The organism is Brevibacillus borstelensis, from assembly GCF_036700025.1.
GTDB lineage: Bacteria > Bacillota > Bacilli > Brevibacillales > Brevibacillaceae > Brevibacillus > Brevibacillus borstelensis.
Window position 1 is genome coordinate 2,463,279 of the sequence record NZ_CP144922.1, and the last position, 25,160, is coordinate 2,488,438.

Consider the following 25,160-nt stretch of genomic DNA (forward strand, 5'->3'; position numbering starts at 1 on the left):
TTCCATGGAAATGGCAATGAAATCTCATGTCGGCTGCGTGCGCCAGGTCAATGAGGATTTTTATGCGTGCATAGCCGATGTGAGCGGACGTGTGTTAGCAGTCGTAGCAGATGGAATGGGCGGGCATCAGGCTGGCGATGTAGCCAGCCGCCTTGCCGTTGAGCGAATAGTAAAAGAACTGCGTCATCTGGATACAGGACTGGATCGGGAGGACGAACGGGAGAAGCTGATGAACGCTCTTCTGCTCGCCAACGACGAAGTCTATCGATACGCGCAGGAGCACCCGGAATGCAATGGCATGGGCACGACCGTTGTGGCCGCTTTGCTCGGGCCGACAGGGGTCGTAACCGCCCATATCGGGGACAGCCGTCTGTACCATTTTCAAAATGAAGAGCTGGTGCAGAAGACAGAGGATCACACGCTTGTTCACGAGCTGTTGAAAAGCGGTCAGATCACTGCGCAGGAAGCATCTGTTCACCCGCAGCGCAACGTGATTATGCGAGCGCTTGGCACGGAGCCTGATGTCCGCATCGACCTTGGCCAGTTTGAGTGGTCGGAGGGCGATGTCGTTCTGCTGTGCTCAGATGGTTTGACAAATAAGGTGCAGTCCGCATCTTTGATTGATTGGCTGAAAAAGCCGGTGTCCCTGCAGGATCAGGTGGACGGTTTGGTTCATCAGGCCCTGGAGGCAGGCGGCGAGGATAATATCACGTTGGTGGCCGTTCGCAATCAGGCAAAGGTTGACACCGTTCAGAAAGAGGGGTGAGCGAGATGGAAGGTCAACGACTGGGGGGACGCTACCAGCTTGAAGCCCGCGTCGGTGGAGGCGGGATGGCGATCGTGTACAGGGCCAAAGACTTGGTTTTGAATCGACCGGTAGCTGTGAAAGTGCTCCGTTCGCAATTTGGGACGGACGAAGATTTCGTCACCCGTTTCCGCAGGGAAGCTCAGGCGGTGGCAAGCCTGTCTCATCCCAATGTAGTCGGTGTCTACGATGTGGGACAGGATGGCGATACCCATTACATGGTCATGGAATACGTGGAAGGGTATACGCTGAAAGAATTGATAAATCGCAACGGGGCTATTCCGGTTGAGGATGCCGTGGAGATCACAGCGGAAATCTGTGATGCATTGGATCATGCGCACGCCAACCAGATTATTCACCGCGACATTAAGCCGCACAACATTTTGATCGGGAAAAACGGCCGTATCAAGGTAACGGACTTCGGCATTGCGAGAGCCGTTACTTCAACGACAATCACCCATACAAATTCGGTGCTCGGTTCCGTTCATTACTTTTCGCCTGAACAAGCGCGTGGCGGTATTACGGCTGAAAAATCGGACATCTACTCGCTCGGTATTGTGCTGTATGAAATGGTGACCGGCAAGCTGCCTTTTTCCGGTGAGTCGCCGATCTCTGTCGCTCTGAAGCACCTGCAGGAGCCTCTGCCGGAGCCGCGTCAGGTTAATCCAGCCATCCCGCAAAGCGTGGAGAACGTCATTTTGAAGGCATTGGTCAAGGACCCGACCTTGCGTTACGGATCGGCTCGCGAAATGCTGGATGATTTGGAAACGTGCCTGTTGCCGGAGCGGCTGAATGAAGAAAAAATCCAGTTCCCTGTTGACGATGAAGCGACCAAAGCCTATCCCGTCATTACGCAGGAAATGCTGGAAGGACAAGGGCGGACAGGAACGCCATCTCGCCAGGAGGCCGAAGAGGAGAAAGCCAAACGCCCATGGTGGATGAAAACGGCCCTGTGGACGGGAGCGGTCGGATTGTTCTTCGTTCTCGCCTTCCTTGGCTTCAATCTGGTCATGGAGCTGTTTCCTTCTGTACCGGAAGTAGACGTGCCGCTAGTCCAAGGGAGCGAACGGACGGCTGCGGAACAGGCGATCCGGGCGGCCAAGCTCGTCCCCCACGTTGTGGAGGAAGCCAGTGATACGGTAGAGAAGGGAATGGTCATCAGCCAGGACCCGTCACCGCCGATGAAGCTGAAGGAAAATGCCGTCGTTACGCTGTATGTCAGCACTGGACAAGAGGCGATCAAAATGCCGAATCTGGTCGGGACGGTTCGGACAGTCGCAGAAAATGAACTGAAGTCAAAAGGATTCAAAATAACCGACAAGACGTTCACGGAAAAAGAATCGGATGACGTCCCAGCAGGTGAGGTCATCAATCAATTCCCGCCGGCTGATCAGGAGGTCGTGCCCGGCAAGACGGAAGTCCTCGTGGAAGTGAGCAAAGGAAAGGCACAGGTAACCATGCCCGATGTTCGCGGGGATACGCTGGAGCAAGCGCGGATAAAGCTGTTCAAGGAAGGTCTTTTGATCGATGAAACAGCGATCAAAGCAGAGCCGTCATACCTGTATGGCGAGCCCAACAGAGTGATTCACACCCTGCCGTACGATCCGGGGATGAAGGTCGAGAAGGGCACAGCCATCCCGGTTACAGTCAGCAACGGGCAATACCCGGCAGACGCCAAGATCACCAGCACCCCGGTTTACGTAGAAGTGTATCCGGGTGAGGGAGAAATCCCGGTGAAAATCACTGTCAGTGACGCCAGGGGAGACAATCAGGTTGTCGTAGACGAGAAAATCACGGAAAGCAGGACCTTCGATATTCCCATTGTCCTGTCTCCGAAGAAAAAGGCAACGATCAAGGTTATCCGCGCCGGTGTGGAATTATCTAACGAAGAAATCAGTTACGACAGTATTATGTACTAAGCAGTTGGGGGGACATGAATGCCAGAAGGACGGATCGTCAAAGCGTTAAGCGGGTTCTACTATGTGGACGACGGCAACCGGGTTTACCAATGCCGGGCGCGAGGGTTGTTCAAGAAAAAAGGAGCCAAAGTAAATCCGCTGGTCGGGGATTGGGTCGTGTACGATCCGACCAGTGAGACGGAAGGATATGTCATGGAAGTGGGGGAACGGACTAGTGAGCTGGTTCGTCCTCCCATCTCCAACGTGGATCAGGCAGTCCTTGTTTTTTCCATGGTCGAGCCTGCTTTCACCTCCTTTTTGCTGGACAAGTTTCTCGTCCATACGGAGAATGCAGGCATCGATTCCGTAATCGTACTTTCCAAGGCAGACAAGGCTTCGGAAAGCGATGTGGAGGCGATCGTTCGCAAGTACGAAGCGATCGGCTACCGCGTCATCCCTACCTCGACGAAGCAGGAGCGCGGGATTGATTCGGTGCGGGAGGTGCTTCGTGATCGTATCTCTGTTTTTGCCGGTCAGTCCGGTGTGGGGAAATCGTCCCTGATCAATGCCTTGTTCCCTGGCACGAGTCTGCAGACAGGCGATATCAGCCAAAAGCTGGGGAGGGGACGCCACACAACCCGCCACGTAGAACTGATTCCGCTGGAGGGCGGCGGTTATGTAGCGGATACGCCGGGATTCAGCTCGCTTGAATTCATCGGAATCGACGAGCTCGATCTGGCTGAGGCCTTCCGTGATTTTGCCGCTCTCAGCAGCGAGTGCAAGTTCCGCGGCTGCCTTCATGTCAGCGAACCCTCCTGTGCCGTCCAAAGCGCTTTGGAGGAAGGCAAAATCGACCTGGAGCGTTACGAGCACTACAAGCAATTTCGGGAAGAACTGAAAGAATACCAACGGAGGAACAAACCATGGTAAAAATCGCCCCCTCAATCTTGTCCGCAGACTTTGCCCGTCTGGGCGAGGAAATCCGCGATGTTGAACGCGGAGGCGCGGATTGGATTCACGTAGATGTAATGGATGGACACTTTGTTCCCAACATTACGATTGGACCTTTGATTGTCGATGCGATTCGTCCGGTGACGACGCTGCCTCTGGACGTCCACTTGATGATCGAAGAGCCAGACCGCTACATCCCGCAATTCGCCAAGAGCGGAGCAGACTGGATCACTGTCCATCAGGAGGCTTGCCGTCACCTGCATCGAACGATCCATCTGATCAAGGAGCAGGGAGTAAAAGCAGGCGTTGTCCTGAATCCGGCTACACCGGTCTCGACTATTGAACCGATGCTTGGCGACCTGGACATCGTTCTGCTCATGACGGTCAACCCGGGGTTCGGCGGCCAAAAGTTCATCCACAGCGTCGTGCCGAAAATCAGAGAGCTGCGCAGGATGCTGGACGAGCGCGGTTTGGGGCACGTCGAGATCGAAATTGACGGCGGGGTAAACCCCAAGACAGCCAGGCTGTGCGAAGAAGCGGGGGCGACAGTCCTCGTGGCTGGCAGCGCGGTGTTCAATCAGGCGGATCGGGCAGCGGCCATTGCTGCGATTCGCGGGTAAAAAAGTGCACGAAAAAGACCGGGACATCAGCTCCCGGTCTTTTTGCATACTTGATGATAAGAGTATTATGGCTGGTTCGAAGTCACATACGTACCTGCAATCAAATCGTGAATGGCGCGTTTGTCTTCGCGAACGCCCACCATGATGGCGCAATGCCAAAAGTAAGACCGTATACGAGTCCCATGCCGACAATCAGACGAAGCAGCATCGTGCCGATGCCGACCGGGCTGCCGTCTACTTTCACAATGCGAACCCCGACGATTTTCTTCCCAACCGTATAGCCATACCAAAATACTGGCAGCAGCAGGGAGTAAAGGGTAGAGATCAGATTGGAGACGAGATTGTCCTCCAAGCCTCCTGTGATCAACCAGGTGAGAAGGATCAATGGAACACCAATAATAATTCCATCAAGCAAGTTTGCACCTAGGCGTCGCCAAAAACCGACAGGGTTAATTGGCAATGGTTTTGCTGTTTCCATGTTGTCACACTTCTATATTTTTATCCTATTATATGCATAAAAAGGAAAAATTACAAGGTTGTGAACAATCTTGCCAGGAGAGCGATTTTTTGTGGAATGCTGTCGATTTCGACGTGCTCATGGGATGCGTGGGCACCATCGCCATTCGGTCCCAGACCATCGAGTGTGGGCGTCCCGACTGAAGCGGCAAAATTTCCGTCGCTGGTGCCCCCTACGCCTGTTTCCGTCAAATCGAAGCCTTCCAAACGCGCTTGTTCGCGGGCATGGAAAAACAAATGTTCCGTCCCGGCTGTCCGCTCCATCGGCGGTTTCGGGATGCCTCCTTCGACGATCAGCTCGGCACCAGGCAGGACAGGCTGCAGCTGGTGCATCAAGCGGGTAATCCGTACCGCTTCCTCTGCTGTAGACACCCTTACATCAATGACCGCTTCTGCATAATCCGGCACGACGTTGCTCACGCTGCCCCCTTGGATGGTTCCGACGGAAAGGGTGGTACCAGCCTCGTAATTCGTCCAGGATTGAATCGTCAGCACGTGATGGGCCAATTCTTCAATCGCATTGATTCCTTTGGCATGGTCATTCCCAGCATGTGCGGCCCGGCCCTTGACCTTCAGCAAAAATTCTCCGCCGCCTTTTCGGCTTGTCTTGAGGGAACCGTCACCGGCTGCCGGTTCGATTACTAGCGCGCACCGGCTCCGTTTGGCCTCTTCCTTGATCAGCTCCTCTGAAGACAGGCTGCCTGTCTCTTCGTCCGTATTCCAGAAGAAAACGAGCTTGCGGGAGAGGGGCAGCTTTTGCTCGATGATGGCCTGCAATGCGTAGTAGCAAAAGACAATTCCCGCTTTCATATCGTATGTTCCCGGCCCGTAAACCTTGCCGTCCTCGATCCGCCACGGCTCGCGGCTCAAGCTGCCAATCTCTTTGACCGTATCGAAGTGACCGAGAACAAGAATTTGCTCCTCGCCCTCACCGTATTCCACGCGCAGCTGGTCTCCGTACTCATGTTGCGGATATGTATCCACCCGGCAGCCGAGGGCCCGGAAACGGTCGGCAATGAATGCGCCTACCCGATCTACGGCCTCCTTGTTGTGTGTAGGCGACTCCATTTCCACATAACGGCGAAGCTCCTCCAGGATGTCTGGCAGCTGATCGCGGAAGTATGCTGTCCAGTTCGCAGTCATATTCCATCCTCCTGTGATTGTATGTTTGTTTTTGATCCTATTCATTATGCCAGAAAGCGCTGACGAATGATTCTTTTTTTCTGTAAATTTGTTCATTATCTATCATCTTTTTCATTTCGCTTTAAAGTGAAGGGGAGAAAAAGAGACAAGCTCGTACCGAAACAACAAGAACCAGCTGTCATGAATCGCGGATCAGAAATGATGTCCATATTCTTATGTGAATTTTATAAATATTCAGCGAAATGATTTTAGTATTGATTAAAATACTCATTTCATTGTATAAATATTAGTTGTTGGGCAAAGTTCTTTTTATTCCTTGTTACAAACAGTTTTGCACTTATGTTTTTTGTAAAACGATTCAACAGATACAAGATGACGAAGGGGGATTCATCATGAAAAAATCTGCACTCGCTTCACTTGCACTTTCTTCTCTTTTGGCTGTAGCCGTACTGGCTGGCTGCGGCACAGGAAATCAGCCGGGCACTGCACAGCAGCCTGCAGGCCAGGATTCTGCCGGACAAGCCGCAGGAGGCGGAAAGAAGCTGGTCATGGCTACATCTGCTGACTACAAACCGTATGAATTTCACGATTTGTCCAGCGGGAAGGACGAGATCGTCGGATTTGACATCGACATTGCCAAGTACATTGGAAAAGAGCTCGGCTATGAAATCGAAGTGGTCGACATGAACTTTGACGGACTGGTACCGGCGCTTCAGACCAAGCGCGCCGATTTCGTCATGGCAGGCATGACCCCAACGCCTGAGCGTCTGCAGAACGCCGACTTCTCGACGATCTACTATGATGCGAAAAATACGATTGTCGCCAAAAAGGAGAGCAATCTGACCAAGCCGGAGCAGCTTGCGGGCAAAAAGATCACCGTACAAACCGGCTCCATTCAGGAAGGTGCGGCCAAGGAACTGCAAAAGACCATCCAAGGCCTGGAGATCGTTTCGCTGAACAAAACCGGTGAGATCGTGGAAGAAGTCAAAACAGGCCGTGTGGATGCTGCGATCCTGGAGGATACTGTAGCCAAGGGTTATGTGGAAGCGAATCCGGAACTGCAGTTCACCACCATCCAAAGCGATGAGGTTAACGGCTCCGCTATCGCATTCCCGAAGGGTTCTCCGCATGTGGAAGAGTTCAACAAGGTGATCAAGACCATGCAGGAAAACGGCGAGATGGACAAGCTGATCAACAAATGGTTCGGCCAATAATCAGCTGACAGAGGGGCCTTGTTCCCGGTCTAGACAGCGCAGTTTTATTCGAAAAGGAGTCGAAAGGGCATGAGTTTGGATTTTGCACAAATTGTGCCCTATATCCCCTTTATAGTAAACGGGATAAAGGTCACATTACAGGTAACACTTCTGTCGGTCGTGTTCGGTTTTATCTGGGGCTCCTTGCTGGCACTCATCAAAATTTCCAACATTCGTCTGCTGAAAGGATTTGCGGTCGCATATACGTCTGTCTTTCGCGGCACGCCGCTCATCCTGCAGCTGACGTTCGTCTACTTTGCCACGCCGCAGATTACAGGCTACAACATTTCAGCGTTTGAAGCCGCCGTTTTGACTTTTACGCTCAACTCCGGGGCGTACATCTCCGAGACGATCCGCGGCGGAATTATGGCCGTAGACAAGGGGCAATGGGAAGCGGCCAAAGCTCTCGGCGTTCCGTACCGCAAAATGATGACGGATATCATTTTGCCGCAAGCAGTGAAAAACATCCTGCCTGCATTGGTAAACGAAACGATCGCGCTCTTGAAGGAATCGGCACTTGTATCTACGATCGGCCTTGCGGACATCATGCAGAACGCCAATATCGTCAAAGGGACGATCTTCCGCTACTTTGAGCCGTACCTTCTGGCGGGCTTGCTCTATTACGTCATGGTCATGCTGCTCACTTGGGTGGCGCGTGTGCTGGAGAGGAGGATGAGACGCAGTGATTAAGATTCAGAATGTGAGCAAGTCTTTCGGCTCGCTCGATGTTTTGCACGACATCTCCACTGAGATCGGCCGCGGTGACGTGGTGGCGATCATCGGTCCATCCGGCTCCGGCAAATCGACGCTCTTGCGCTGCATGAACCTGCTGGAGACCCCGACAAAGGGAACGATCGTCATCGACGGGCAAGCCATTACGGATCCGAAAGCGGATGTGATGCGCATTCGCCAAAAGATCGGCATGGTGTTTCAGCATTTTCACCTGTTTCCGCACATGAGCGTGCTGGACAATCTCACGTACGCTCCTGTCAAGGTCAAGGGACTCTCCAAAGCGGCGGCGGAAGCCAAGGCAAGGGAGCTGCTCGCTCGTGTCGGGCTGTCCAACAAGGCGGATGTCTTCCCGAATCGTCTTTCCGGCGGACAGAAGCAGCGGGTTGCGATCGCCCGTTCCTTGGCGATGGAACCGCAAATCATGCTGTTTGACGAGCCGACATCGGCGCTCGACCCGGAAATGGTCAAAGAGGTATTGGATGTCATGAAGGGACTTGCCGATACGGGGATGACAATGGCGATCGTGACGCACGAGATGAATTTTGCCCGCGAGGTCGCCGACCGCATCTGTTTTCTTGACGGAGGAAGATTGGTGGAGGATGCGCCGCCGAGCGAGTTCTTTTCGAATCCCAAAAGCGAGCGGGCCAAGCAGTTTTTGGAAAAAATGCTGTAACAACGAGTGGTTTTTACGCTTCGGAGCCTTGGGGCTGCGAAGCGTTTTCTTTTTTGACAGACATTCGGCCTTGGGCTAGAATCAGGTTGAGCCGAGTAATTATTGGTGTATTCTGCTATTTATATTCGGTATTGCCTTTTTACAAATGAAAAGGGAGTGTAGAAACAAATGTCTAGGCAACGATTGCTTATCTTGCTGGAAATGGCGATGATGACGGCGCTCGCTCTTGTATTCAGCGAGATCAAGGTATTTCAAATGCCGCAAGGGGGATCTGTGTCCCTCGTGATGGTGCCGATCGCGCTGCTCGCGGTGCGTCGCGGCCTTTTGCCGGGAGTGACATGCGGTATCCTGGTTGGTGTACTGCAAACCTTCTTTGGCAGCGGTTACGTTCATCCGGTCCAGCTGCTGCTCGATTATCCGGTCGCATTCGGCGCTCTGGGACTGGCAGGGCTTGTCCGCCTGTCTGCGATCGAGAAGCGTACGAACAAGGTTACGGCTCTGTGGAGCGTCCTGTTCGTCGGCGTGATCGGACGGTTTGTCTGTCACTTTCTCTCCGGGGTGATCTGGTTCGGCGAATATGCGCCAGAGGGCATGCCGGCTGCGCTGTACTCCTTCGTCTACAACATCACCTATCTGCTTCCGGAAATGATCATCACAGGGATTGTTTTGACCGTCGTCATGTCGAGTGCGCCTCAGCTTTTGTTCCCGGTGCGAAACAGACTGGCGTAACGAAGCTTTTACCAAAGAAACACGCATATTGGCGGCTGGTGCCGCATAGAGTATTCAGGCAGCGAAATGTTGCCTGAATTTTTTTTGTTTCGACAAGGTGAGACACATGTTTATCCCAGAGCGGAATAAGATGTAATATGCACGTTTCGAAAGAACGCCCGAAGGAGGTGCGGCATGAAATGGGATTGCGCTCCTTTCGCCTGCGACAGGGGGGCGCCTTGCGACGTGTTCTCGGGGTGGCATTGGCTGTCGGAGGTATTACCATTCTATTGTACTCGGCACCTCCATGGGTTTGGTATAGCCTGTTGGCGGTAGGACTCATCGGGGCCGGCTGGTATTTGTATCACAAGAAGTAATTTCGGTAAGGAGGGGTAGTCATGCGGTTTTACACCATCAAGTTGCCGAAGTTTATAGGTGGCATGATTCGCGCTGTCATCGAGGCATTTAATAAGAAGAAATGAAGGCAGCGGTCTCCTTCAGTCGAAGCAGGGGAAGCAGCAGAAAAGCAAAAAAGCACCTCGTGGGTGCTTTTTTTACTGATGTTCGGTTGAAACGCGAAACTATACGCGAGTTACCAGACCGGATTTCAGCGCTCGAGTGCTTACATAAACGCGCTTCGGTTTACCATCTACGAGAATGCGCACTTTTTGTACGTTAACACCCCATTTGCGGCGATTTGCGCGCATGGAGTGGGAGCGAGCGTTACCAGTTTTGCCAGAACGGCCAGTTACAAAGCAGCGACGTGCCATTACGATCCACCTCCCTCAGATGCATATAAACGGGATACTTTGTTTTGTTTAGATAATACAAACACTTGCTTATCTTAGCATACGCCCCTGTCAATTGCAATACTTGACATGAGGAAAAGCCATTCTCCTTCTGTTTTGGGGGTCATTCGACAAAACGCTTCATTTCTACCTATTGATAGTGTAAAATTGGGAGAAGCATGGAAATGCATTGGGTTGCTGCTTCTTCAATCGAAGAAGTTCTTTTGACAAGCGGCATTTTTTGTACACGCACTTTGCAATAGGTGAGTGGATATCGGAGCAGATCTATGCGGTATGGATGGTGGCAATGTCGCACATGCTTACTGGTACGGTTACTGTTACAATAGACGGCGATGCCGTTTGAAAAAAGGAGGAGTCCTTGCATGACAGTGGAAATGAGCACACCTCTTGGTAAAATCGATGTGACAGAAGATGTGATCGCGCGGATCGCTGGAGGCGCCGCCATGGAAGTGTTCGGCCTGGTCGGCATGGCTTCACGCAAAGCGCTCAAAGACGGAATTGCCGAGATGCTGGGCAGAGACAACCTCAGCAAAGGGGTAGTCGTCCATAACCAGAACGGTGAAGTCATTCTGGACATGCATATTATCGTCACTTACGGCGTGAAAATTTCTGAGGTTGCCGGCAATGTTCAAAGACGCGTTCGCTACACCTTGGAGCAGATGGTAGGCATTGATGTGACAGCAGTTAATATTTTTGTACAGGGAGTCCGTACAGACAGGGATACGTAAGGAGGAACATCAGTTGGTACATACGCGTCTTGACGGCGTGCTGTTTAGCCGGATGGTTTATCTGGGGGCGAGGCTCCTGTCCAGCAACGCCAAAGTGGTGGATGGATTAAACGTCTTTCCCGTTCCAGATGGTGACACGGGGACAAACATGAATTTGACGCTCACATCGGGAGCAGAGGAACTTGCACGAAAGGAATCTCCCAAGATCGGAGAGTCTGCGGCCGCTCTTGCCAGAGGTCTGCTGATGGGAGCGAGGGGGAATTCCGGCGTGATTCTCTCCCAGTTGTTTCGCGGATTCAGCAAAGCGGTAAACGGAAAAGACGAGATTAACGCCCGCCAGTTTGCCGAAGCGTTAAAGGCCGGAGTAGATTCCGCCTACCAGGCAGTGATGAAGCCGGTTGAGGGCACGATTCTCACTGTAGCCCGAGAAGCGGCCGAAACAGCTGTACGGACGGCACGCACGACAGACGATGTTCTCTTCGTCATGGAAAGAACCTATGAGCAGGCCCAGGAGACGCTGCTGCGCACACCCGACATGCTGCCCGTCCTAAAGGAAGTAGGCGTGGTGGATTCGGGCGGACAGGGACTACTCTTTGTATACGAGGGCTTCATCCGTGCGCTTCGCGGTGAAACGGCGGATCAGGTCAAGGAAGCGAAGCCATCGATTGCTTCGCTCGATATGGAAGAACTGGTTCACGAGCACCACAATGCACAAGTCCATATGAAAACAGAGGACATTCATTTTGGCTACTGTACAGAGTTTATGGTTTGGCTGACGCATAGCACGGAAGCCAACAAAAAGCCGTTTTCAGAAGCGGCATTCCGTACCCAGCTCGATCAGATGGGGGATTCTCTGTTAGTCATCTCTGACGATGATATAGTCAAAGTACATATACATGCCGAGCACCCCGGCAACGTGCTCCAATACGCACAGCAGTTTGGCAGCCTGCATCGGATCAAGATCGAAAACATGCGGGAACAGCACGGCAACATCCTTCGCGAGGAGGAGCGGAAAGCGGCCGCACAGGTGCCTGCTGAAACTGCTCCGGCAGCAGCCGCTCAGCCCTATGGATTGATTGCTGTTGCGGCTGGTCCTGGACTGGCTGATATTTTCAGCAGCATGGGGGTTCACGTAGTCGTGGAAGGCGGCCAAACGATGAATCCGAGTACGGAAGACTTCCTTTCCGCGATTGACGGGCTGCATGCAGACGAGATTATTCTTTTGCCGAACAACAGCAATATTGTGATGGCGGCGAAGCAGGCGGCCGAGCTGACGGACAAGTCCGTTACGGTTGTTCCGTCCAAGAGCATTCCGCAGGGGATGGCTGCGCTGATTGCTTTTAACGCAGGCGCGTCTCCGGAGGCCAATCAGCAGGCAATGACTGCTTCTATCGAACAAGTGAAAACAGGCATGGTAACCCATGCGGTTCGCGATACGAAAATGGGCGATGTCGAGATCAAGCAGGGAGACTTTATCGGCATTGCTGAAAAAGAGATCGTCTCATCCGGCCCGGATATGATGGCGATCGCAAAGGAACTGCTGTTCCAGCTTGTCGATGACGAGACTGGCATCGTGACGATTTTTATCGGGGAAGGCGCTGAAGAGAATCAAGCGGACGAACTCGCTCAGGCGTTGGATGAAGCTTTCCCGGACGTGGACGTGGAAATCCACGAGGGCGGACAGCCGCTTTATCCGTTTATTTTCGCTGTAGAGTAGTCATAGAGGGCTGCGCTTTTGACTCGCTTCCCTGGAGAGGAGTTGTGTAGATGTCCATTGTGATCGTAACGGACAGTGCGGCTGACATCGATTCCGAGCTGCGGGAGTCGCTCGGAATCGTAGCAGTTCCGCTGAAGGTGATGTTTGGAGAAGAAACGTATTTGGACGGGGTCTCCATTACATCTGCCATGTTTTTTGAAAAATTGAAGCATACGGATGTGATGCCGACCACATCTCAACCGTCCCCGCTCGACTTCGCTGAAACGTACAAACAAATTCGGGAGCAGCACGGCAAAGATGTCCAAATCATCGCCATCATGCTCTCCGGTTCGCTTTCAGGTACGTATCAGTCTGCCGTCATCGCACAATCGATGATGGAAGAACAGCTTGATATCACCGTCATTGATTCGCGTAAAGCTTCATTTGTTTACGGCATGCTCTGTGTCGAAGCGGCCAAAGCAGCGCGCGAAGGGAAGAGCAAGCAGCAGATACTCGACATGATCGATCGTTTTCTCGATGAAGTGCAGGTCTATTTCATCGTTGACACGCTGGAGTTTCTGCAAAAGGGCGGCCGCATTGGCAAGGCTTCTGCGGTCATCGGCTCCTTGCTTAACATTAAACCGATTCTGACCTTGGACCCTGCGGGGTACGTAGCTGCTTTTGACAAAGTAAGAGGGACCAAAAAAGCGATCGCCCGTGTGAAGGAAGCATTGAAGGAATACGCCTCGGACCAGCCGGTGAAGGTAGCGATGCTGCACAGCGCCGTACCTGATCAAGCGGCGGAGCATTTGGCGGCGATCAAGCAGGAGTTTCAGGTGACCGAGTCTTTCTTGCTGGAGATCGGCCCGGTAATCGGTACCCATGTAGGCCCGGGATTGCTCGGATTTGTGATGGTAAAAGAATAGACGTCCTTTTCGAAAGAAAAACCTCCTCGTGTGCTTCGAGGAGGTTTTTATACGGTCCTGTGCTCTCCCGGTACATGTTGCGGCGCTGCATGGCAGTTGCGGACCATATGCTCTGGAAAACAGGGGGACTGTCATTTACACGATGAGCATGTTTGAAAAAACAAGGAGGGTGTATTTGCATGCTGGCGACAGAGCGTCTTGTATTTCGTCCGTATACAGCAGAGGACCTGGATTTTTTGATGTCGATGACAGGTGATCCGGAGGTGATGCGGTATATCGGTCAAGGGAATGTCTGGACCAGAGAACAGACCGCCGAACGGCTGCGCATGTGGATGAACCGCTATGAAGAGGAGCAGGGGCTTGGACTGATGGTCGTGGCAAGGAAGTCTGATGGTGAACTGATTGGGCACGCAGGACTTGTTCCCCAGCTCGTCGATGAGCGCAAAGAGACAGAGGTTGGGTATTGGATCTCGAGAAGGCATTGGGGACAAGGCTATGCGTCCGAAGCTGCCCTGGCCTTGCGGAATTTCGGCCTGTCTCATCTGGGAAAAAAGCGGCTGATCTCGCTCATCCAATTTGACAATCATAGCTCAGTGAAGGTAGCGCGGAAAATAGGCATGAACTTTGAACGTGAAATCGTGTTCAACGGGAAAAGCATTGCGCTGTATTCTCTAACGCGGCAAGGCTGAAAGTGCCTAGCCTCCCCATCAGTTTCTATACCAAGTGATTCGCTTTATAAATGTCTGCCCGACGGCTCTCCATGTAGATAAACGGGTACTGCTCTTTAATCCGCTTGACTTCTGACAGATCCAGCGTGACGATTCCCAATTCTGGGTGTCTCAAGCAGACGCCACCCGAACTGTCTCTTCTGCCTGTTTCCCTTCCCATACCGGGATGAGGTTCTGCGCTACCAGCTCAATCAGCCTTCTCCGATACGATCAATTACCTTCACCCCGCGATAGTACACCTGCCTGATGTCCTCTTCGGAGGTTATCTCCAGTCCAGGCACACCTGCTGTCACCAGAAAATTCGCTTCCAGTCCCTTTCCCAAACTGCCGTAGCGCTTTTCCTTCCCAAGGACCATTGCTGGATTGCGGGTGATGAGCGAGAGGATCTCGTTTTCCCCATACCCTTGCTTTTGCAAAAGCTTCATCGCAGGCTGGGCGATGGCCATCAGCGTCTCCGGCCCCTTTAATTCCCGATCCGGAAAAGAAAGCCAGGAGGCCTGCTCGTGTGGAGGCAAGTAGGCATCGGTAGAAATGGCGGTGGTCACCCCGGCCTGAACCAAGCGGCTGATTTGCTCCGGGGAATTCGGCAGTTCATGTGTGCCGCCCAGCGGAGTCGCGACTATTTTTATGTTCTTTTGGGCAGCTTCGATAATTTGCTGCTCGGTAATCCCGTGAGCGTGATGAAGCACATCCACTCCTGCAGCAAGGGCCATACGGATCGCTTCTTCGCCGCCGACATGAACGCCAATCGATTTGCCCGATCGGTGGAAAGCATCGACGACCCGGGTCAATTCGCTCTGTTCATAAATGATCTCGCCCGCCCGAGGGACCTCCTCCGGCTTGAAATTGGCCGGTGTGGCGTTGAGAAACAGATTCTCTCCTGGGTATTCGCTCTCGCCCGCCAGCACGTGCACGATCTCAGGGGCAGCTAAGCGCTCCCTCTCGACCGGATGGGGGCCGGTAGCCGCAGTAAAATGAGCAAGCTGCGAAAATCCAATCGAGATACTGGACAGAGAAAAGCAGACATCGATGGGCACAAAGGAAGCGAGACGACGATAAAAAGCGAGGTCGAAGCCGCACTTTGGATGCCCGCAAATTTGTTCCCCAAGGGCCGTAATCCCGCAGGACAGTGCCTTGAGCAGAAGCGACATGCCGGCGGCTCCATGTGTTTCTTCCGTTACCGGAAACAGTGATCCGGGAGCGAACTCCAAAAGGTGGGTATGGCAGTCCGCCAGCGAAGGGGCAATGACCCAGTCCCGGCAGTCGAGCAAAGCCACTCCATTCGCCCGATGCTCTACCCAAAGCTTCTCCCAGGGGCCAATGTCAGCGATCAGCCCGTTTTTCACAAGCATGGCTCCGTCGTTGATACTGCCTTTTTCGGTTACGGTCACCAGCTTCTTGGCCCTGATCATATACGTTCCGCTCATGTTTACACCACCCAAGGCGTCACAAAGTATCCGATCACAAAAGCAGTGACGAGCCGCATGAGCATGCCGATGACAGCGGCTGCCATCGCTTCACGCTCCGTCAAGTCGGAATGGGCCGCCCATGTCGCAGGAACCTGTCCGAAGATCACTGACAAGGGCAGTCCCGAGGAGGCGAGGACAAAGGAACCGACAGCAAGGCGCGGGTCGATGCTCGCGGCGATTTTTTGCAGCTCAGCCATCGCCAGCGTGGGACTGGCCAAAAGGGACAGCATGCCTGTCGCAGGCTCGATGCTCAAAGCGGAGAGCAGCAGGGTAAAAGCGTTCTCGATCGGTTGCCAAACGCCAATGTATTCCAACAGGCCGATGACCCCAAATACGACAGCAACCGCGGGGATAATGACCAGCAAGAGCAGTTCCGTTCCCTCTTTGGCAGCGTCAAAGACCGTTTTGAGGTAAGCGGTGCCGGGAGTAAAACGCGGAAGCTCCGATTTATGGACAGCCATTTCATGACAGGAGCAAATACGCGGAACAGCGCATCTGTAAACCCGAGCCGTTCCAGCATCCTTCCGACGATGACGCTGACAATGACGGCAATTCCCACTTCCCCCGTGAGGAAAATGTCGACAACAATCGGAAATACTTTTTTGATAATGGCATCGAACAGGCCGGCCAGCGCATGCGGCCAGAACAACAGGGAAGCCAGAGACGACAAAACAAGGAAAATGCCGAGATATTCCACGCCTGTCCATTTTCTTCTTCCGGGGTCCTTCCGTTCGCTCATCTTGCTCGCTCCTTTCCTGGTCAAATCGCGCTTGCACAATCATGCTCCGTGCTGCAGTATATGAGCTGCCGCAGGAATGGGTGATGGCCCAGTTTCAATGAGAGGAACCTGTAGCGCTTTCAGAGGCGGTAAGATAAAATGAGAGTGAACCTTTCAAGGTGGAGAACCCCTTTGCATTCAGGAGGAGAACCGGGTGAAATATAAAAGTGTATTTGACATTATCGGTCCAGTCATGGTCGGACCTTCAAGCTCCCATACAGCCGGTGCTGCCCGGATCGGGCGGATAGCCCGCAAGCTCTTTGGCAGACAACCGAAAAAAGCGGAGATCACGTTTTACGGTTCCTTTGCCAAAACGTATAAAGGGCATGGCTCCGATGTCGCGACAGTCGCGGGCATTCTTGATTTTGATACGTTTGATCTGCGGCTGAAGGACTCCCTGCAGATTGCCAAAGACCTGGGTATCGATATTGTGATCAACACTTCCGAAGAATTGACCGGTCACCCGAACACTTCGCGGATTCGCTTGAGCGACGATGAGAAGGATGTGGAGGTAGTCGGTGTTTCCATCGGGGGCGGCAAGATCGAGGTAACCAAGCTCAACGGCTTTGCCTTCCAGCTTGGCTTCGATACGCCGACACTGATGGTTTTGCACGAAGACCGCTTCGGAATGATCGCCGGCGTAGCCAAGGTGCTCACGCAGCATAAAATCAACGTGGGACTGATGGAAGTCTCCCGGCACGACCGCGGGTCACGCGCGCTGATGGCGATCGAGACGGATTCTGTCGTCCTGCCAGAGGTGCTGGAGGAAATCGGGAACATCCCGTATATTTTTGATGTCTCACTGCTTTCTTTACAGTAAAGCGGGAGGAGAGGAGTGAACAGGACATGTTTCGCAACGTAGCAGAATTGGTAGAACTGGCTGAGTCCCAAGGGAAAAAAATTTCGCAGGTGATGATTGAGGCGGAGATGGAGGTTTCCCAGCGGACTCGCGAGGCCATTTTAACGGATATGTACACGAATCTGGACGTGATGGAAAAAGCCGTCCGGCGCGGACTGACGGAAGACATCCGTTCGCACAGCGGACTGACTGGCGGCGATGCGAAAAAACTGCAGGAGTACATGCGCACAAAGCCGTTTCTGTCTGGCCCCACCCTGCTCAATGCCGTCTCCATGTCGGTCGCTGTGAACGAGGTAAACGCGGCGATGGGCACGATTGTGGCTACGCCGACGGCAGGTGCTTGCGGAATTGTGCCAGGTACCTTGTTTGCCGTATCAGACAAGCTGAAGCCGACGCGCGAGGAGATGGTCAACTACCTCTTTACTGCCGGAGCGATTGGCTACTGCATTGCCAATAACGCGTTTATTTCCGGTGCTGCCGGCGGCTGCCAGGCGGAAGTGGGCTCGGCGACCTCGATGGCTGCCGCTGCGATTGTCGAGATGGCAGGCGGTACGCCGGAACAGTCGGCTCAGGCTGTCGCCATCGCCCTGAAGAACATGCTCGGTCTCGTTTGCGACCCCGTGGCCGGACTTGTAGAGGTTCCCTGTGTCAAACGGAACGCGATGGGGGCCGCGATCGCAACCGTAGCTGCCGATATGGCGCTTGCAGGGATCAAGAGTGTGGTGCCGACTGACGAAGTGATTGAAGCGATGTACCGGATTGGCTGCTCCATGCCGACTACCCTCAAGGAAACAGCACAGGGAGGTTTGGCCGCGACGCAGACCGGACGCCAGATCGAGGCCAAAATCTTCGGTGTGCAGCTGGAGAAAAAGTAAATGAACGAATGGTACGACGCGCCCGTCTCGCTCTTGCATGGGGTAGGCGAGGAGAGGGCCAAAGCTTTCGCAGGTTTGGGCATTGAGACTGTGGGGGAGCTGCTGGAGTATTTCCCGAGCCGCTATGAGGACTACCGCGTCCGCGATTTGACAGAGGTGAAGGACGGAGAGAGGGTAACGCTGGCAGGCACGGTCTACGGCGAACCCTCTGTTCGCTTTTACGGCAAGCGAAAATCGCGTATCTCCGTCAAGCTGGTCATGGACAGAGTGGTGGTGACGGCGGTCTGGTTCAACCAGACATTCGTGAAAAGCAGGCTCTCTCCGGGAAAAGAAATTCTCGTGACCGGAAAGTGGGACAAGCACAAGCTGCAAATCACCGTCAGTGAAATGACCGAAACCGACTCCGACCGGGCACAAAAGAGAGGGGAACTGGCACCCATTTATCCGCTCGGCGGAGATGTGACCCATACGCTTTTGCGAAAAACGATCCAGCAGGCGCTTCGCCAGTACGGCGAGCAAATCCCGGAGATTCTGCCGGCCGATATCGTCAGTCGCTACCGGCTCATGCCCCGGCCTGACGCGATTCGGTCGATCCATTTTCCGCAGGATGCCGAGAACGGACGCCAGGCGCGGCGGCGGATCATGTTTGAAGAGCTTTTTTTATTCCAATTGAAAATGCAGGCGCTTCGCCGGATTGCCCGGGAGCAGACAGAAGGGACGGCTCTGCAAATTCCGATGGAGGAATTGCGCACCTTTGTGAAGTCGTTGCCGTTCCCGCTGACGGATGCACAAAAGCGGGTAATCAAGGAGATTCTCACCGATATGCGTTCGCCGTACGCAATGAACAGGCTGCTTCAAGGGGACGTCGGCTCGGGAAAAACCGTAGTCGCGGCCATCGCTTTGTTTGCGGCAGTCAAAGCGGGTTTTCAGGGCGCTTTGATGGTGCCGACAGAGATTTTGGCTGAGCAGCACGTCCAGTCGCTGACAGGGCTTCTTTCCCCGCACGGCATCCAGGTGGCGCTGCTGTCCGGCTCGCTTACAGCCAAACGGCGTCGCGAGGTGATCGGAGCCTTGCAGATGGGCTTGATTGACGTCGTTGTCGGGACTCATGCCCTGATTCAGGAGGATGTGTTTTTCTCAAAGCTCGGCCTGGTAATCACGGACGAGCAGCATCGCTTCGGGGTGGAGCAGCGGCGCATTTTGAGAAACAAAGGCCTTACTCCCGACGTGTTGTTCATGACGGCCACACCGATCCCGCGCACGCTGGCGATTTCCGCCTTCGGTGACATGGATGTCTCCACGATCGACCAGATGCCGGCGGGGCGCAAGCCGATCGAGACTACGTGGAAAAAGCATGAGCAGTTTCACCAGGTGCTGGAGCAAATGCGAGAGGAACTCGTGAAAGGCAGGCAGGCGTATGTCATCTGCCCGTTGATCGAGGAGTCGGAAAAGCTGGACGTGCAAAATGCGATTGACGTTCATGCTCAGCTCTCGCAGGTATTTCCTGAGTACGGGGTCGGTCTTATGCACGGGCGCCTGCCAGCAAAGGAAAAGGATGCGGTGATGCAGGCCTTTCTTTCCGGGGAGTATGCGGTGCTGGTTTCGACGACCGTGGTAGAGGTAGGGGTAAACGTCCCAAACGCGACATTCATGATCATTTATGATGCGGAGCGGTTTGGGCTTGCCCAACTGCATCAGCTCAGAGGCCGTGTTGGCCGCGGCTCGGAGCAATCGTACTGCGTGCTGATCGCCGATCCCAAATCGGAGATCGGAAAAGAGCGGATGCGCGTTATGTGCGAAACGACAGACGGTTTCGAACTGTCGCGCCGCGATTTGGAACTGCGCGGTCCCGGCGACTTTTTCGGGACAAAGCAAAGCGGCTTGCCTGAATTTAAGGTGGCCGATCTGATGAGCGATTTCAAGGCATTGGAAGTGGCTCGCCAGGAGACGGCTGCTTTGGTAGAGAAGGAAGAGTTTTGGAAAAACAAGGAATACGTCTGGCTTCGCAGTTATCTGAAGCGGGAAGGTGTTTTGGACGGGATCGTCTTTGATTGATCGTCGTCAGCCAAAACGTCCCGGACAGAAGGCAGCTAGACGACTGCGCCTTTTCGAGTGAATGGACTCGGAAGGGCGTTTTTTGTTGGAATGAACTTTGTTTATCGAAGGATCAAACAAGCGGGACAGCATAAGATGAGTTGTGATGCTAGATGAGTTGTGATGCTGCCAACTCAAGCCAATTCCGCTGTAATTCCCACCAGTCCCGGCCGTATGGCTGAAACGAAACACGCTTTCCTACGTCTTACAGGGAAATATTGTTAAGAAGTCAAAGGAGCGAAATCATGGTTCAGATGAAACGCTTACAGGCATTCGCGCTGCTTCTCGCAGGCACATTGCTTTTAACCGGATGTGTTCCTGCCGCAAGCACAGGCACACCGCCATCCGGCAGCGGCGGAAATCAACAGCCGGAATCACAAGCGCCACCTGGGAGTACAACTCCGGGGACAACCCCGAATTCCTCCTCCGGGCATCCGCCAACGCCTTCCTCCGCCGAGTGGAATCCAGCAGAGATTCCGTTTGACTATGCATCGATGAAAGCAGATGTTGTGATCCGACTGGATGAGGAGCCGGTACTGCAATCTCCGATCAGGACTCCGGTTGGTAGTGGACCGCAGACATTTACGTTGTTCTTTCGTCAGGCGATGGACCGAAGCAGTGTGGTAGAAGCGATTGAATCGCGGATAAAAGAGAAGGCGTCTGCCGAGGAATGGTTTATCGAGCCCGACCTGGAGTTCCGTTGGGTCCATGATAAACAGCTTCACCTCCGGGCGACACCCAGGACGAGAGTACAGCCGGAAGACGGAATAAAGGAGTATGTATTGGATGTAAAAGGCGCACGCACCGCCAGCGGCCATGTTCTGTCGGAACCCCCTGGCTTCCTGGCTGTTGTTCTTGCTCCCAACCAATTGTGGAAGGTGAGCCTGGATGGAAAGGTGCGGGAGCAGATCAGCGGGTATCCCGGCTCGTATCATAGCGACTCTTTTCTCGACCCTGAGCAGCGATATCTGCTCTTGAGGCGGTATACGGAATATTGCGAATGCGACGCGCGGCATCCCCTCCTGTACGGGATCTATGACAGGCAGACGAACGAGCTGACTCGCTATCCAGTGGAGCTGACCACCAGTTACCGGGGGGAAGGCGCATTTGTTGCCGACCGGCGCGGCTTTTTTTATGCGGCACCGCAAGAGGGGCAAAACATGCCTGTCAGTGAAACTGCGGTTCCCGTCGAGATAGGGGAATTCGTTCACGGAGCCGACTTTAGCCATGACCGAAAAAAGCTGATCATGGCTGTAGGGCCCAAAGACCAGGAGCAAAATCTGGACCTGCTGCTGCTGAATCTGGAAACCGGAGAAAAGCAGCGGTTGACCGGTGCGCTGAAAGGCTTTGTGCCTATCGATGAAATGTACGGAGATGTCATCCCCATTTCCTTTGATGATGACGGGCGGCAGTTCACTTTTGCGATGCGGCAGAGCCGTAGTTCCTTCGACCAATTGCGTTACCGCTATGACTGGAAGACGGAAAAGGTCAGCGCGTGGAACCCGCCTGTTCCGAGAGATGCTTGGGCTGGCTATACGCAAACCGATGACGGGATGTATCAGATGTATTGGAATGCGGGGCTGTTTAAAGGAAAGGAGCACCTGATGGATTTCCAGGGAGAAGGGTTGTGGCTCCCAAACAGTCACCGGTATTTGTTTGCGAGACATAAAGAGAACGCGGAAGGGCACGCGGTCGCGATGGACATTATGGCTTTTGACGCTGACCAGCGAAAGACGGACACGTTGATCACAGACCTCTCCTTCGGAATCAGCTTTATCGGTGCAAGCGCTGACGGTCAGTGGCTGTACTTGCTGAGCAGCGGCGACCTTCAGCCGCACTGAGCAGGAAAGCCTTTCCCAGATGGAGACAGTTTGGTAGACAGCGCACCTCTTATGTGAAGACCAGCTTGAATTCTGCAAGACGAGAAAAACGGTCGGCAAGTGGAATTAGCGGATGGTGCTATATTCGCTAATTCCACCACCCGGCAAGCATTTTGCAAGCACGAGAGTCTCCACTTTCCTTTTCTTCCCGGCTTGCGTTTCCTTGCACCTTCATCTTTTGCACCATTATCTTTGCTTTTGGCGTATAACTCCGTTCAGTCAAGTTTGCGTCCAGCTTTTGTACTCGCGTGCCAGCATGGAGAGGACAATCAGCGATTCGTACCGATCGTTCGTTTTGAGACACTCCCGCAATTTTCCCTCCATGATAAAGCCTTCCGACAGGTAGAGCTGAAGCGCTCGTCGATTTTCCTCCTTGACGTCCAGCCAGAGGCGGTTGGCCCCCCACTCGTCAAAAGCCAGCCTTTTGATCTCCTGCAGCACCTTGCGCCCGTATCCTTTTCTTTTTTCGGAGATGGTAATCCGCATGAATTCGATACTCGCGTGCGGATTGGCCAGTCCGGCCAGGATCACGTATCCCACGCTGTTCCCCTTCTTCGCATCTTCTACAATCAAATGGCGGATATCCGGGTTTGCGAGAGACTGCTCATGCCGCGTGCTCTCCCACGGCAGGATGTAAGCGCGGTTTTCCTCCATCTGTTCGGTTTCGTATACATACGGTATATCTGCCAATGCAGTGGGACGCAGACGAATGTCCATCCTTTTCTCCTTTCTGCTCGTGAAGCTCCTGATCCGGCTTGCTGCTCGTTACGGGATGTCCATCCGGGCGCTCCACCGGTTCCTTCGCTTTTGATGCTTACTAATTTCTCTCCTGTCAGGCGACTTCCTTCAATTTCCAGCCCTTTTTTAAAAGTACATGGTATAAAAGCGAACATCTGTTTGCTATAATAAGAACAGAAATGAAACGGGAACGTTTGTTCCTATTCAGGGGATGGTTGTAATGGCTCATGACAACAAACGGATTATTTTTCTCGCTGACATGCAGAGCTTTTATGCCAGTATCGAAAAAGCGGCTCAGCCGAAGCTGCGCGACAAACCGATCGTCGTAGCAGGCGATCCCGAACGAAGAAGCGGGGTGGTCCTCGCTGCTTGCCCGATTGCCAAGTCGTACGGCGTCACCACGGCAGAAGCCTTGTGGCAGGCTCAGCAAAAGTGCCGCCATCTGGTCGTGGTTCGCCCGAGGATGGAGACCTATATCCGTGTGGCTGTACAAATTACTCGCATATTCGAGTCGTTTACCGATCTGGTGGAGCCGTATTCCATCGACGAGCAGTTTTTGGATGTGACGGGAAGTGTCCGGCTGTTTGGAGGTCCGTGGAAAATCGCAGAGGAGATCCAGCGGCGCATCCGCTTGGAAACAGGAGTACATTCACGGGTCGGTATTGGAGAAAACAAGGTGCTGGCCAAAATGGCGTGCGACAATTTCGCCAAGAAGCGGGAGGAAGGCATTTTCTGGCTGAAGCGGGAGGAGCTTGCAGAGACGCTCTGGAAGCTGCCGATTGAAAAATTGTTTGGAGTAGGCTCGCGGATGAAACGGCATTTTCATCGCATGGGCGTATACCAGATCGGGCAGCTGGCGCAGCTCTCGCCCGCTGTGTTGACCCGGCGCTGGGGCGTCAATGGGGAGGTGCTGTGGCGTACGGCGCACGGCATGGATGACTCGCCCGTTTCGCCTCGTACGCATGATACCCAGAAGGGGATCGGTCACCACATGACGCTGCCGCGCGACTACCATACAGCTACTGACATCAAGGTGGTGCTGCTTGAGCTGTGTGAAGAGGTATGCCGCAGGGCCCGCAGCAAAGAGCTGATGGGCTGGGTGGTATCGGTTGGATGCCGGGGAGCCGACTTTGACGTGCCGACAGGATTTGGACGTCAGCTCAAGCTGCCGGAGCCGACCAATGACGCGATGACGCTTTACGAAGCTGTCTGCCGCCTGTTTGACCGGCACTGGCAGGAAACCCCTGTTCGCAGCGTCGGCGTCAGTCTGGAGCAGCTGGTGCCTGACAACGTGGTTCAGCTCAACCTCTTTACCGATACTCAGAAGCAGCGTTCACTTGCCCGAGCTGTAGACGATATCCGCAATCGCTACGGAGCGGATGCGATTTTGCGTGCCGCTTCCATGTCGGGAGCCGGGCAGGCTCGTGAGCGTGCTCGCAAGATCGGGGGGCACTATAAATGACGGAGAGGCAGGACGCTGAGGAAGAGCAAGAACTGGTCCGCTTGTACGTGTTGTTTGGCCTGTTGTTTCGGGTTGCGATGGTCGATATGGGAAAGGGGCGGACCGTTCCCTTCAAAATTTCGTACGACTGGTTTTTTCAGGAGCTGTCCCGCTGGGCAGAGCGGGAGCATCATCAGTTGCGGCGCCGGCTTCGGCAGATGGGCTGCATTTTGCTGACGGCGACCCGGCAGGATGGCACCTATGTGGTACAGTACCGACATCGCGGATATGTCAGGGAAGCGGTCTATTCCATCGAAGTGCTTCGCTCCGAGTGTCAGGAATTGGCCCGCTCCTGGATGACGGCAAGGCCGAAATCCTTTGCGGATGAACCGCGAGCAATGTTTCAGAGGCGAGAGGAAGAACAAGGCGCAGTCAGCAAAGAGGAGAGAAGGACATGAGGGAAAAGCGCGTTTCCAAACGGGATAATTTGTTTGTGGCAAGCCGTTTTGTGCTGCCGGAGCACCGTGAGATGTACATCAGGATCAAAGCGGAAGAGCTTCGTTATGTGCCGCCTGGGCTCGACGAGGAGCAGATGGCTGAAATAAGCGGGCGTATCTGGGAGGCACTGCAAACAGGTCAGGGTGTCGTGCTGACGTATTACGATGGAAAAAGTGCTTGCGGTTTGGCGGGGAAAATCGCCCACGTCGATCAGGCATTAAAAAAGATAAAGCTGCACACGGATAAGAAGACCGTCTGGATTCCCTTTTCCAGCCTGCTTGCGGTAGAGCTGGAAGCGATCTCCTGAGAGAGTCTGTACATGGACTGCACGACTCCAGGGCA

The 25,160-nt window shown here is 53.7% G+C and carries 27 protein-coding genes and 1 pseudogene; 21 read left to right on the forward strand and 7 right to left on the reverse strand.

Annotated features, from left to right (window positions below; genetic code table 11):
• The first annotated feature begins 4 nt into the window (after positions 1 to 4).
• The 4 genes from V5G20_RS11515 to rpe are packed head-to-tail and all read left to right on the forward strand — an operon-like array spanning position 5 to position 4,274.
• Positions 5 to 766 (forward strand): Stp1/IreP family PP2C-type Ser/Thr phosphatase, encoded by a 762-nt coding sequence (locus tag V5G20_RS11515; protein ID WP_024982915.1) that lies wholly within the window; start codon positions 5 to 7, stop codon positions 764 to 766.
• Between the two features lie 5 nt (positions 767 to 771).
• Positions 772 to 2,724, forward strand: a complete 1,953-nt coding sequence (gene pknB, locus V5G20_RS11520) for a Stk1 family PASTA domain-containing Ser/Thr kinase (protein ID WP_338463415.1) — start codon at positions 772 to 774, stop codon at positions 2,722 to 2,724.
• Positions 2,725 to 2,742: 18 nt separating this feature from the next.
• Positions 2,743 to 3,633, forward strand: coding sequence for a ribosome small subunit-dependent GTPase A (gene rsgA, locus V5G20_RS11525; protein WP_003386133.1), 891 nt, complete (start codon positions 2,743 to 2,745; stop codon positions 3,631 to 3,633).
• The gene (gene rpe, locus V5G20_RS11530) at positions 3,627 to 4,274 is read left to right on the forward strand and encodes a ribulose-phosphate 3-epimerase (protein ID WP_338463416.1); all 648 of its coding nucleotides are present in this window, start codon (positions 3,627 to 3,629) and stop codon (positions 4,272 to 4,274) included. Before rsgA ends, rpe begins: the two co-directional genes overlap by 7 nt.
• A 65-nt stretch (positions 4,275 to 4,339) precedes the next feature.
• On the opposite strand, the pseudogene V5G20_RS11535 reads toward rpe, so the two are convergent.
• Positions 4,340 to 4,752, reverse strand: a pseudogene (locus V5G20_RS11535) (RDD family protein).
• Positions 4,753 to 4,802: 50 nt separating this feature from the next.
• The gene (locus tag V5G20_RS11540; protein WP_338463417.1) at positions 4,803 to 5,933 is read right to left on the reverse strand and encodes a M20 family metallopeptidase; all 1,131 of its coding nucleotides are present in this window, start codon (positions 5,931 to 5,933) and stop codon (positions 4,803 to 4,805) included.
• 392 nt (positions 5,934 to 6,325) lie between these two features.
• On the opposite strand from V5G20_RS11540, the gene V5G20_RS11545 reads away from it, so the two are divergent.
• From V5G20_RS11545 to spoVM, 6 genes are all read left to right on the forward strand, one after another.
• Positions 6,326 to 7,147, forward strand: a complete 822-nt coding sequence (locus tag V5G20_RS11545) for a transporter substrate-binding domain-containing protein (RefSeq protein ID WP_003386129.1) — start codon at positions 6,326 to 6,328, stop codon at positions 7,145 to 7,147.
• A 69-nt stretch (positions 7,148 to 7,216) separates the two neighbouring features.
• Positions 7,217 to 7,876, forward strand: coding sequence for an amino acid ABC transporter permease (locus tag V5G20_RS11550; RefSeq protein WP_003386128.1), 660 nt, complete (start codon positions 7,217 to 7,219; stop codon positions 7,874 to 7,876).
• Positions 7,869 to 8,591, forward strand: a complete 723-nt coding sequence (locus V5G20_RS11555) for an amino acid ABC transporter ATP-binding protein (protein ID WP_003386127.1) — start codon at positions 7,869 to 7,871, stop codon at positions 8,589 to 8,591. Before V5G20_RS11550 ends, V5G20_RS11555 begins: the two co-directional genes overlap by 8 nt.
• 168 nt (positions 8,592 to 8,759) lie before the next feature.
• Entirely contained in the window at positions 8,760 to 9,320 is a 561-nt protein-coding gene (gene thiT, locus V5G20_RS11560) for an energy-coupled thiamine transporter ThiT (protein ID WP_003386126.1), read from the forward strand.
• Positions 9,321 to 9,499: 179 nt separating this feature from the next.
• Positions 9,500 to 9,676, forward strand: coding sequence for a hypothetical protein (locus V5G20_RS11565; protein WP_024982910.1), 177 nt, complete (start codon positions 9,500 to 9,502; stop codon positions 9,674 to 9,676).
• A 21-nt stretch (positions 9,677 to 9,697) separates the two neighbouring features.
• On the forward strand, positions 9,698 to 9,781 hold the full coding sequence (gene spoVM, locus V5G20_RS11570) for a stage V sporulation protein SpoVM (protein ID WP_003386125.1): 84 nt from the start codon (positions 9,698 to 9,700) through the stop codon (positions 9,779 to 9,781).
• A 99-nt stretch (positions 9,782 to 9,880) separates the two neighbouring features.
• On the opposite strand, the gene rpmB is transcribed toward spoVM, so the two are convergent.
• Positions 9,881 to 10,069, reverse strand: a complete 189-nt coding sequence (rpmB, locus tag V5G20_RS11575) for a 50S ribosomal protein L28 (protein WP_003386124.1) — start codon at positions 10,067 to 10,069, stop codon at positions 9,881 to 9,883.
• A 401-nt stretch (positions 10,070 to 10,470) separates the two neighbouring features.
• Between rpmB and V5G20_RS11580 the strand changes: the two genes are divergently transcribed.
• The 4 genes from V5G20_RS11580 (at position 10,471) to V5G20_RS11595 (ending at position 14,147) form a co-directional block, all read left to right on the forward strand.
• Positions 10,471 to 10,836 (forward strand): Asp23/Gls24 family envelope stress response protein, encoded by a 366-nt coding sequence (locus tag V5G20_RS11580; RefSeq protein WP_003386122.1) that lies wholly within the window; start codon positions 10,471 to 10,473, stop codon positions 10,834 to 10,836.
• Positions 10,837 to 10,849: 13 nt separating this feature from the next.
• Positions 10,850 to 12,553: a DAK2 domain-containing protein gene (locus V5G20_RS11585; protein WP_338463418.1), complete on the forward strand. Its 1,704-nt coding sequence runs from the start codon at positions 10,850 to 10,852 to the stop codon at positions 12,551 to 12,553.
• A gap of 50 nt (positions 12,554 to 12,603) precedes the next feature.
• Entirely contained in the window at positions 12,604 to 13,458 is an 855-nt protein-coding gene (locus V5G20_RS11590; protein WP_003386119.1) for a DegV family protein, read from the forward strand.
• A gap of 179 nt (positions 13,459 to 13,637) precedes the next feature.
• A complete protein-coding gene (locus V5G20_RS11595) occupies positions 13,638 to 14,147 on the forward strand; it encodes a GNAT family N-acetyltransferase (protein ID WP_003386118.1) in 510 nt (169 codons plus the stop codon).
• A 25-nt stretch (positions 14,148 to 14,172) separates the two neighbouring features.
• On the opposite strand, the gene V5G20_RS11600 is transcribed toward V5G20_RS11595, so the two are convergent.
• The 3 genes from V5G20_RS11600 to V5G20_RS11610 all read right to left on the reverse strand — a co-directional run bounded on the left by V5G20_RS11600 (position 14,173) and on the right by V5G20_RS11610 (position 16,116).
• On the reverse strand, positions 14,173 to 14,301 hold the full coding sequence (locus V5G20_RS11600) for a hypothetical protein (RefSeq protein ID WP_255320315.1): 129 nt from the start codon (positions 14,299 to 14,301) through the stop codon (positions 14,173 to 14,175).
• Between the two features lie 76 nt (positions 14,302 to 14,377).
• Entirely contained in the window at positions 14,378 to 15,613 is a 1,236-nt protein-coding gene (locus V5G20_RS11605; RefSeq protein ID WP_031932947.1) for an amidohydrolase family protein, read from the reverse strand.
• Between the two features lie 2 nt (positions 15,614 to 15,615).
• Positions 15,616 to 16,116: a hypothetical protein gene (locus V5G20_RS11610; RefSeq protein WP_052259638.1), complete on the reverse strand. Its 501-nt coding sequence runs from the start codon at positions 16,114 to 16,116 to the stop codon at positions 15,616 to 15,618.
• A gap of 471 nt (positions 16,117 to 16,587) precedes the next feature.
• Between V5G20_RS11610 and sdaAB the strand changes: the two genes are divergently transcribed.
• From sdaAB to V5G20_RS11630, 4 genes are all read left to right on the forward strand, one after another.
• Positions 16,588 to 17,253, forward strand: a complete 666-nt coding sequence (gene sdaAB / locus V5G20_RS11615; RefSeq protein WP_024982905.1) for an L-serine ammonia-lyase, iron-sulfur-dependent subunit beta — start codon at positions 16,588 to 16,590, stop codon at positions 17,251 to 17,253.
• 26 nt (positions 17,254 to 17,279) lie between these two features.
• Entirely contained in the window at positions 17,280 to 18,167 is an 888-nt protein-coding gene (sdaAA, locus tag V5G20_RS11620; RefSeq protein ID WP_003386114.1) for an L-serine ammonia-lyase, iron-sulfur-dependent, subunit alpha, read from the forward strand.
• Positions 18,168 to 20,222 (forward strand): ATP-dependent DNA helicase RecG, encoded by a 2,055-nt coding sequence (gene recG / locus V5G20_RS11625; RefSeq protein WP_024982904.1) that lies wholly within the window; start codon positions 18,168 to 18,170, stop codon positions 20,220 to 20,222.
• A 284-nt stretch (positions 20,223 to 20,506) separates the two neighbouring features.
• Positions 20,507 to 22,102, forward strand: a complete 1,596-nt coding sequence (locus tag V5G20_RS11630; RefSeq protein WP_003386112.1) for a hypothetical protein — start codon at positions 20,507 to 20,509, stop codon at positions 22,100 to 22,102.
• Positions 22,103 to 22,360: 258 nt separating this feature from the next.
• Here V5G20_RS11630 and V5G20_RS11635 read toward each other — a convergent pair whose 3' ends face one another.
• On the reverse strand, positions 22,361 to 22,858 hold the full coding sequence (locus V5G20_RS11635) for a GNAT family N-acetyltransferase (protein WP_024982903.1): 498 nt from the start codon (positions 22,856 to 22,858) through the stop codon (positions 22,361 to 22,363).
• Positions 22,859 to 23,099: 241 nt separating this feature from the next.
• Here V5G20_RS11635 and V5G20_RS11640 point away from each other — a divergent pair, with 241 nt between their 5' ends.
• The 3 genes from V5G20_RS11640 to V5G20_RS11650 are packed head-to-tail and all read left to right on the forward strand — an operon-like array spanning position 23,100 to position 25,125.
• The gene (locus V5G20_RS11640; protein ID WP_024982902.1) at positions 23,100 to 24,341 is read left to right on the forward strand and encodes a DNA polymerase IV; all 1,242 of its coding nucleotides are present in this window, start codon (positions 23,100 to 23,102) and stop codon (positions 24,339 to 24,341) included.
• Complete coding sequence (locus tag V5G20_RS11645) at positions 24,338 to 24,778, forward strand: hypothetical protein (RefSeq protein ID WP_003386107.1); 441 nt, start codon at positions 24,338 to 24,340, stop codon at positions 24,776 to 24,778. Before V5G20_RS11640 ends, V5G20_RS11645 begins: the two co-directional genes overlap by 4 nt.
• Positions 24,775 to 25,125, forward strand: coding sequence for a YolD-like family protein (locus V5G20_RS11650; protein WP_003386106.1), 351 nt, complete (start codon positions 24,775 to 24,777; stop codon positions 25,123 to 25,125). The genes V5G20_RS11645 and V5G20_RS11650 overlap by 4 nt, the downstream gene beginning before the upstream one ends.
• The last annotated feature ends 35 nt before the right edge of the window (positions 25,126 to 25,160 follow it).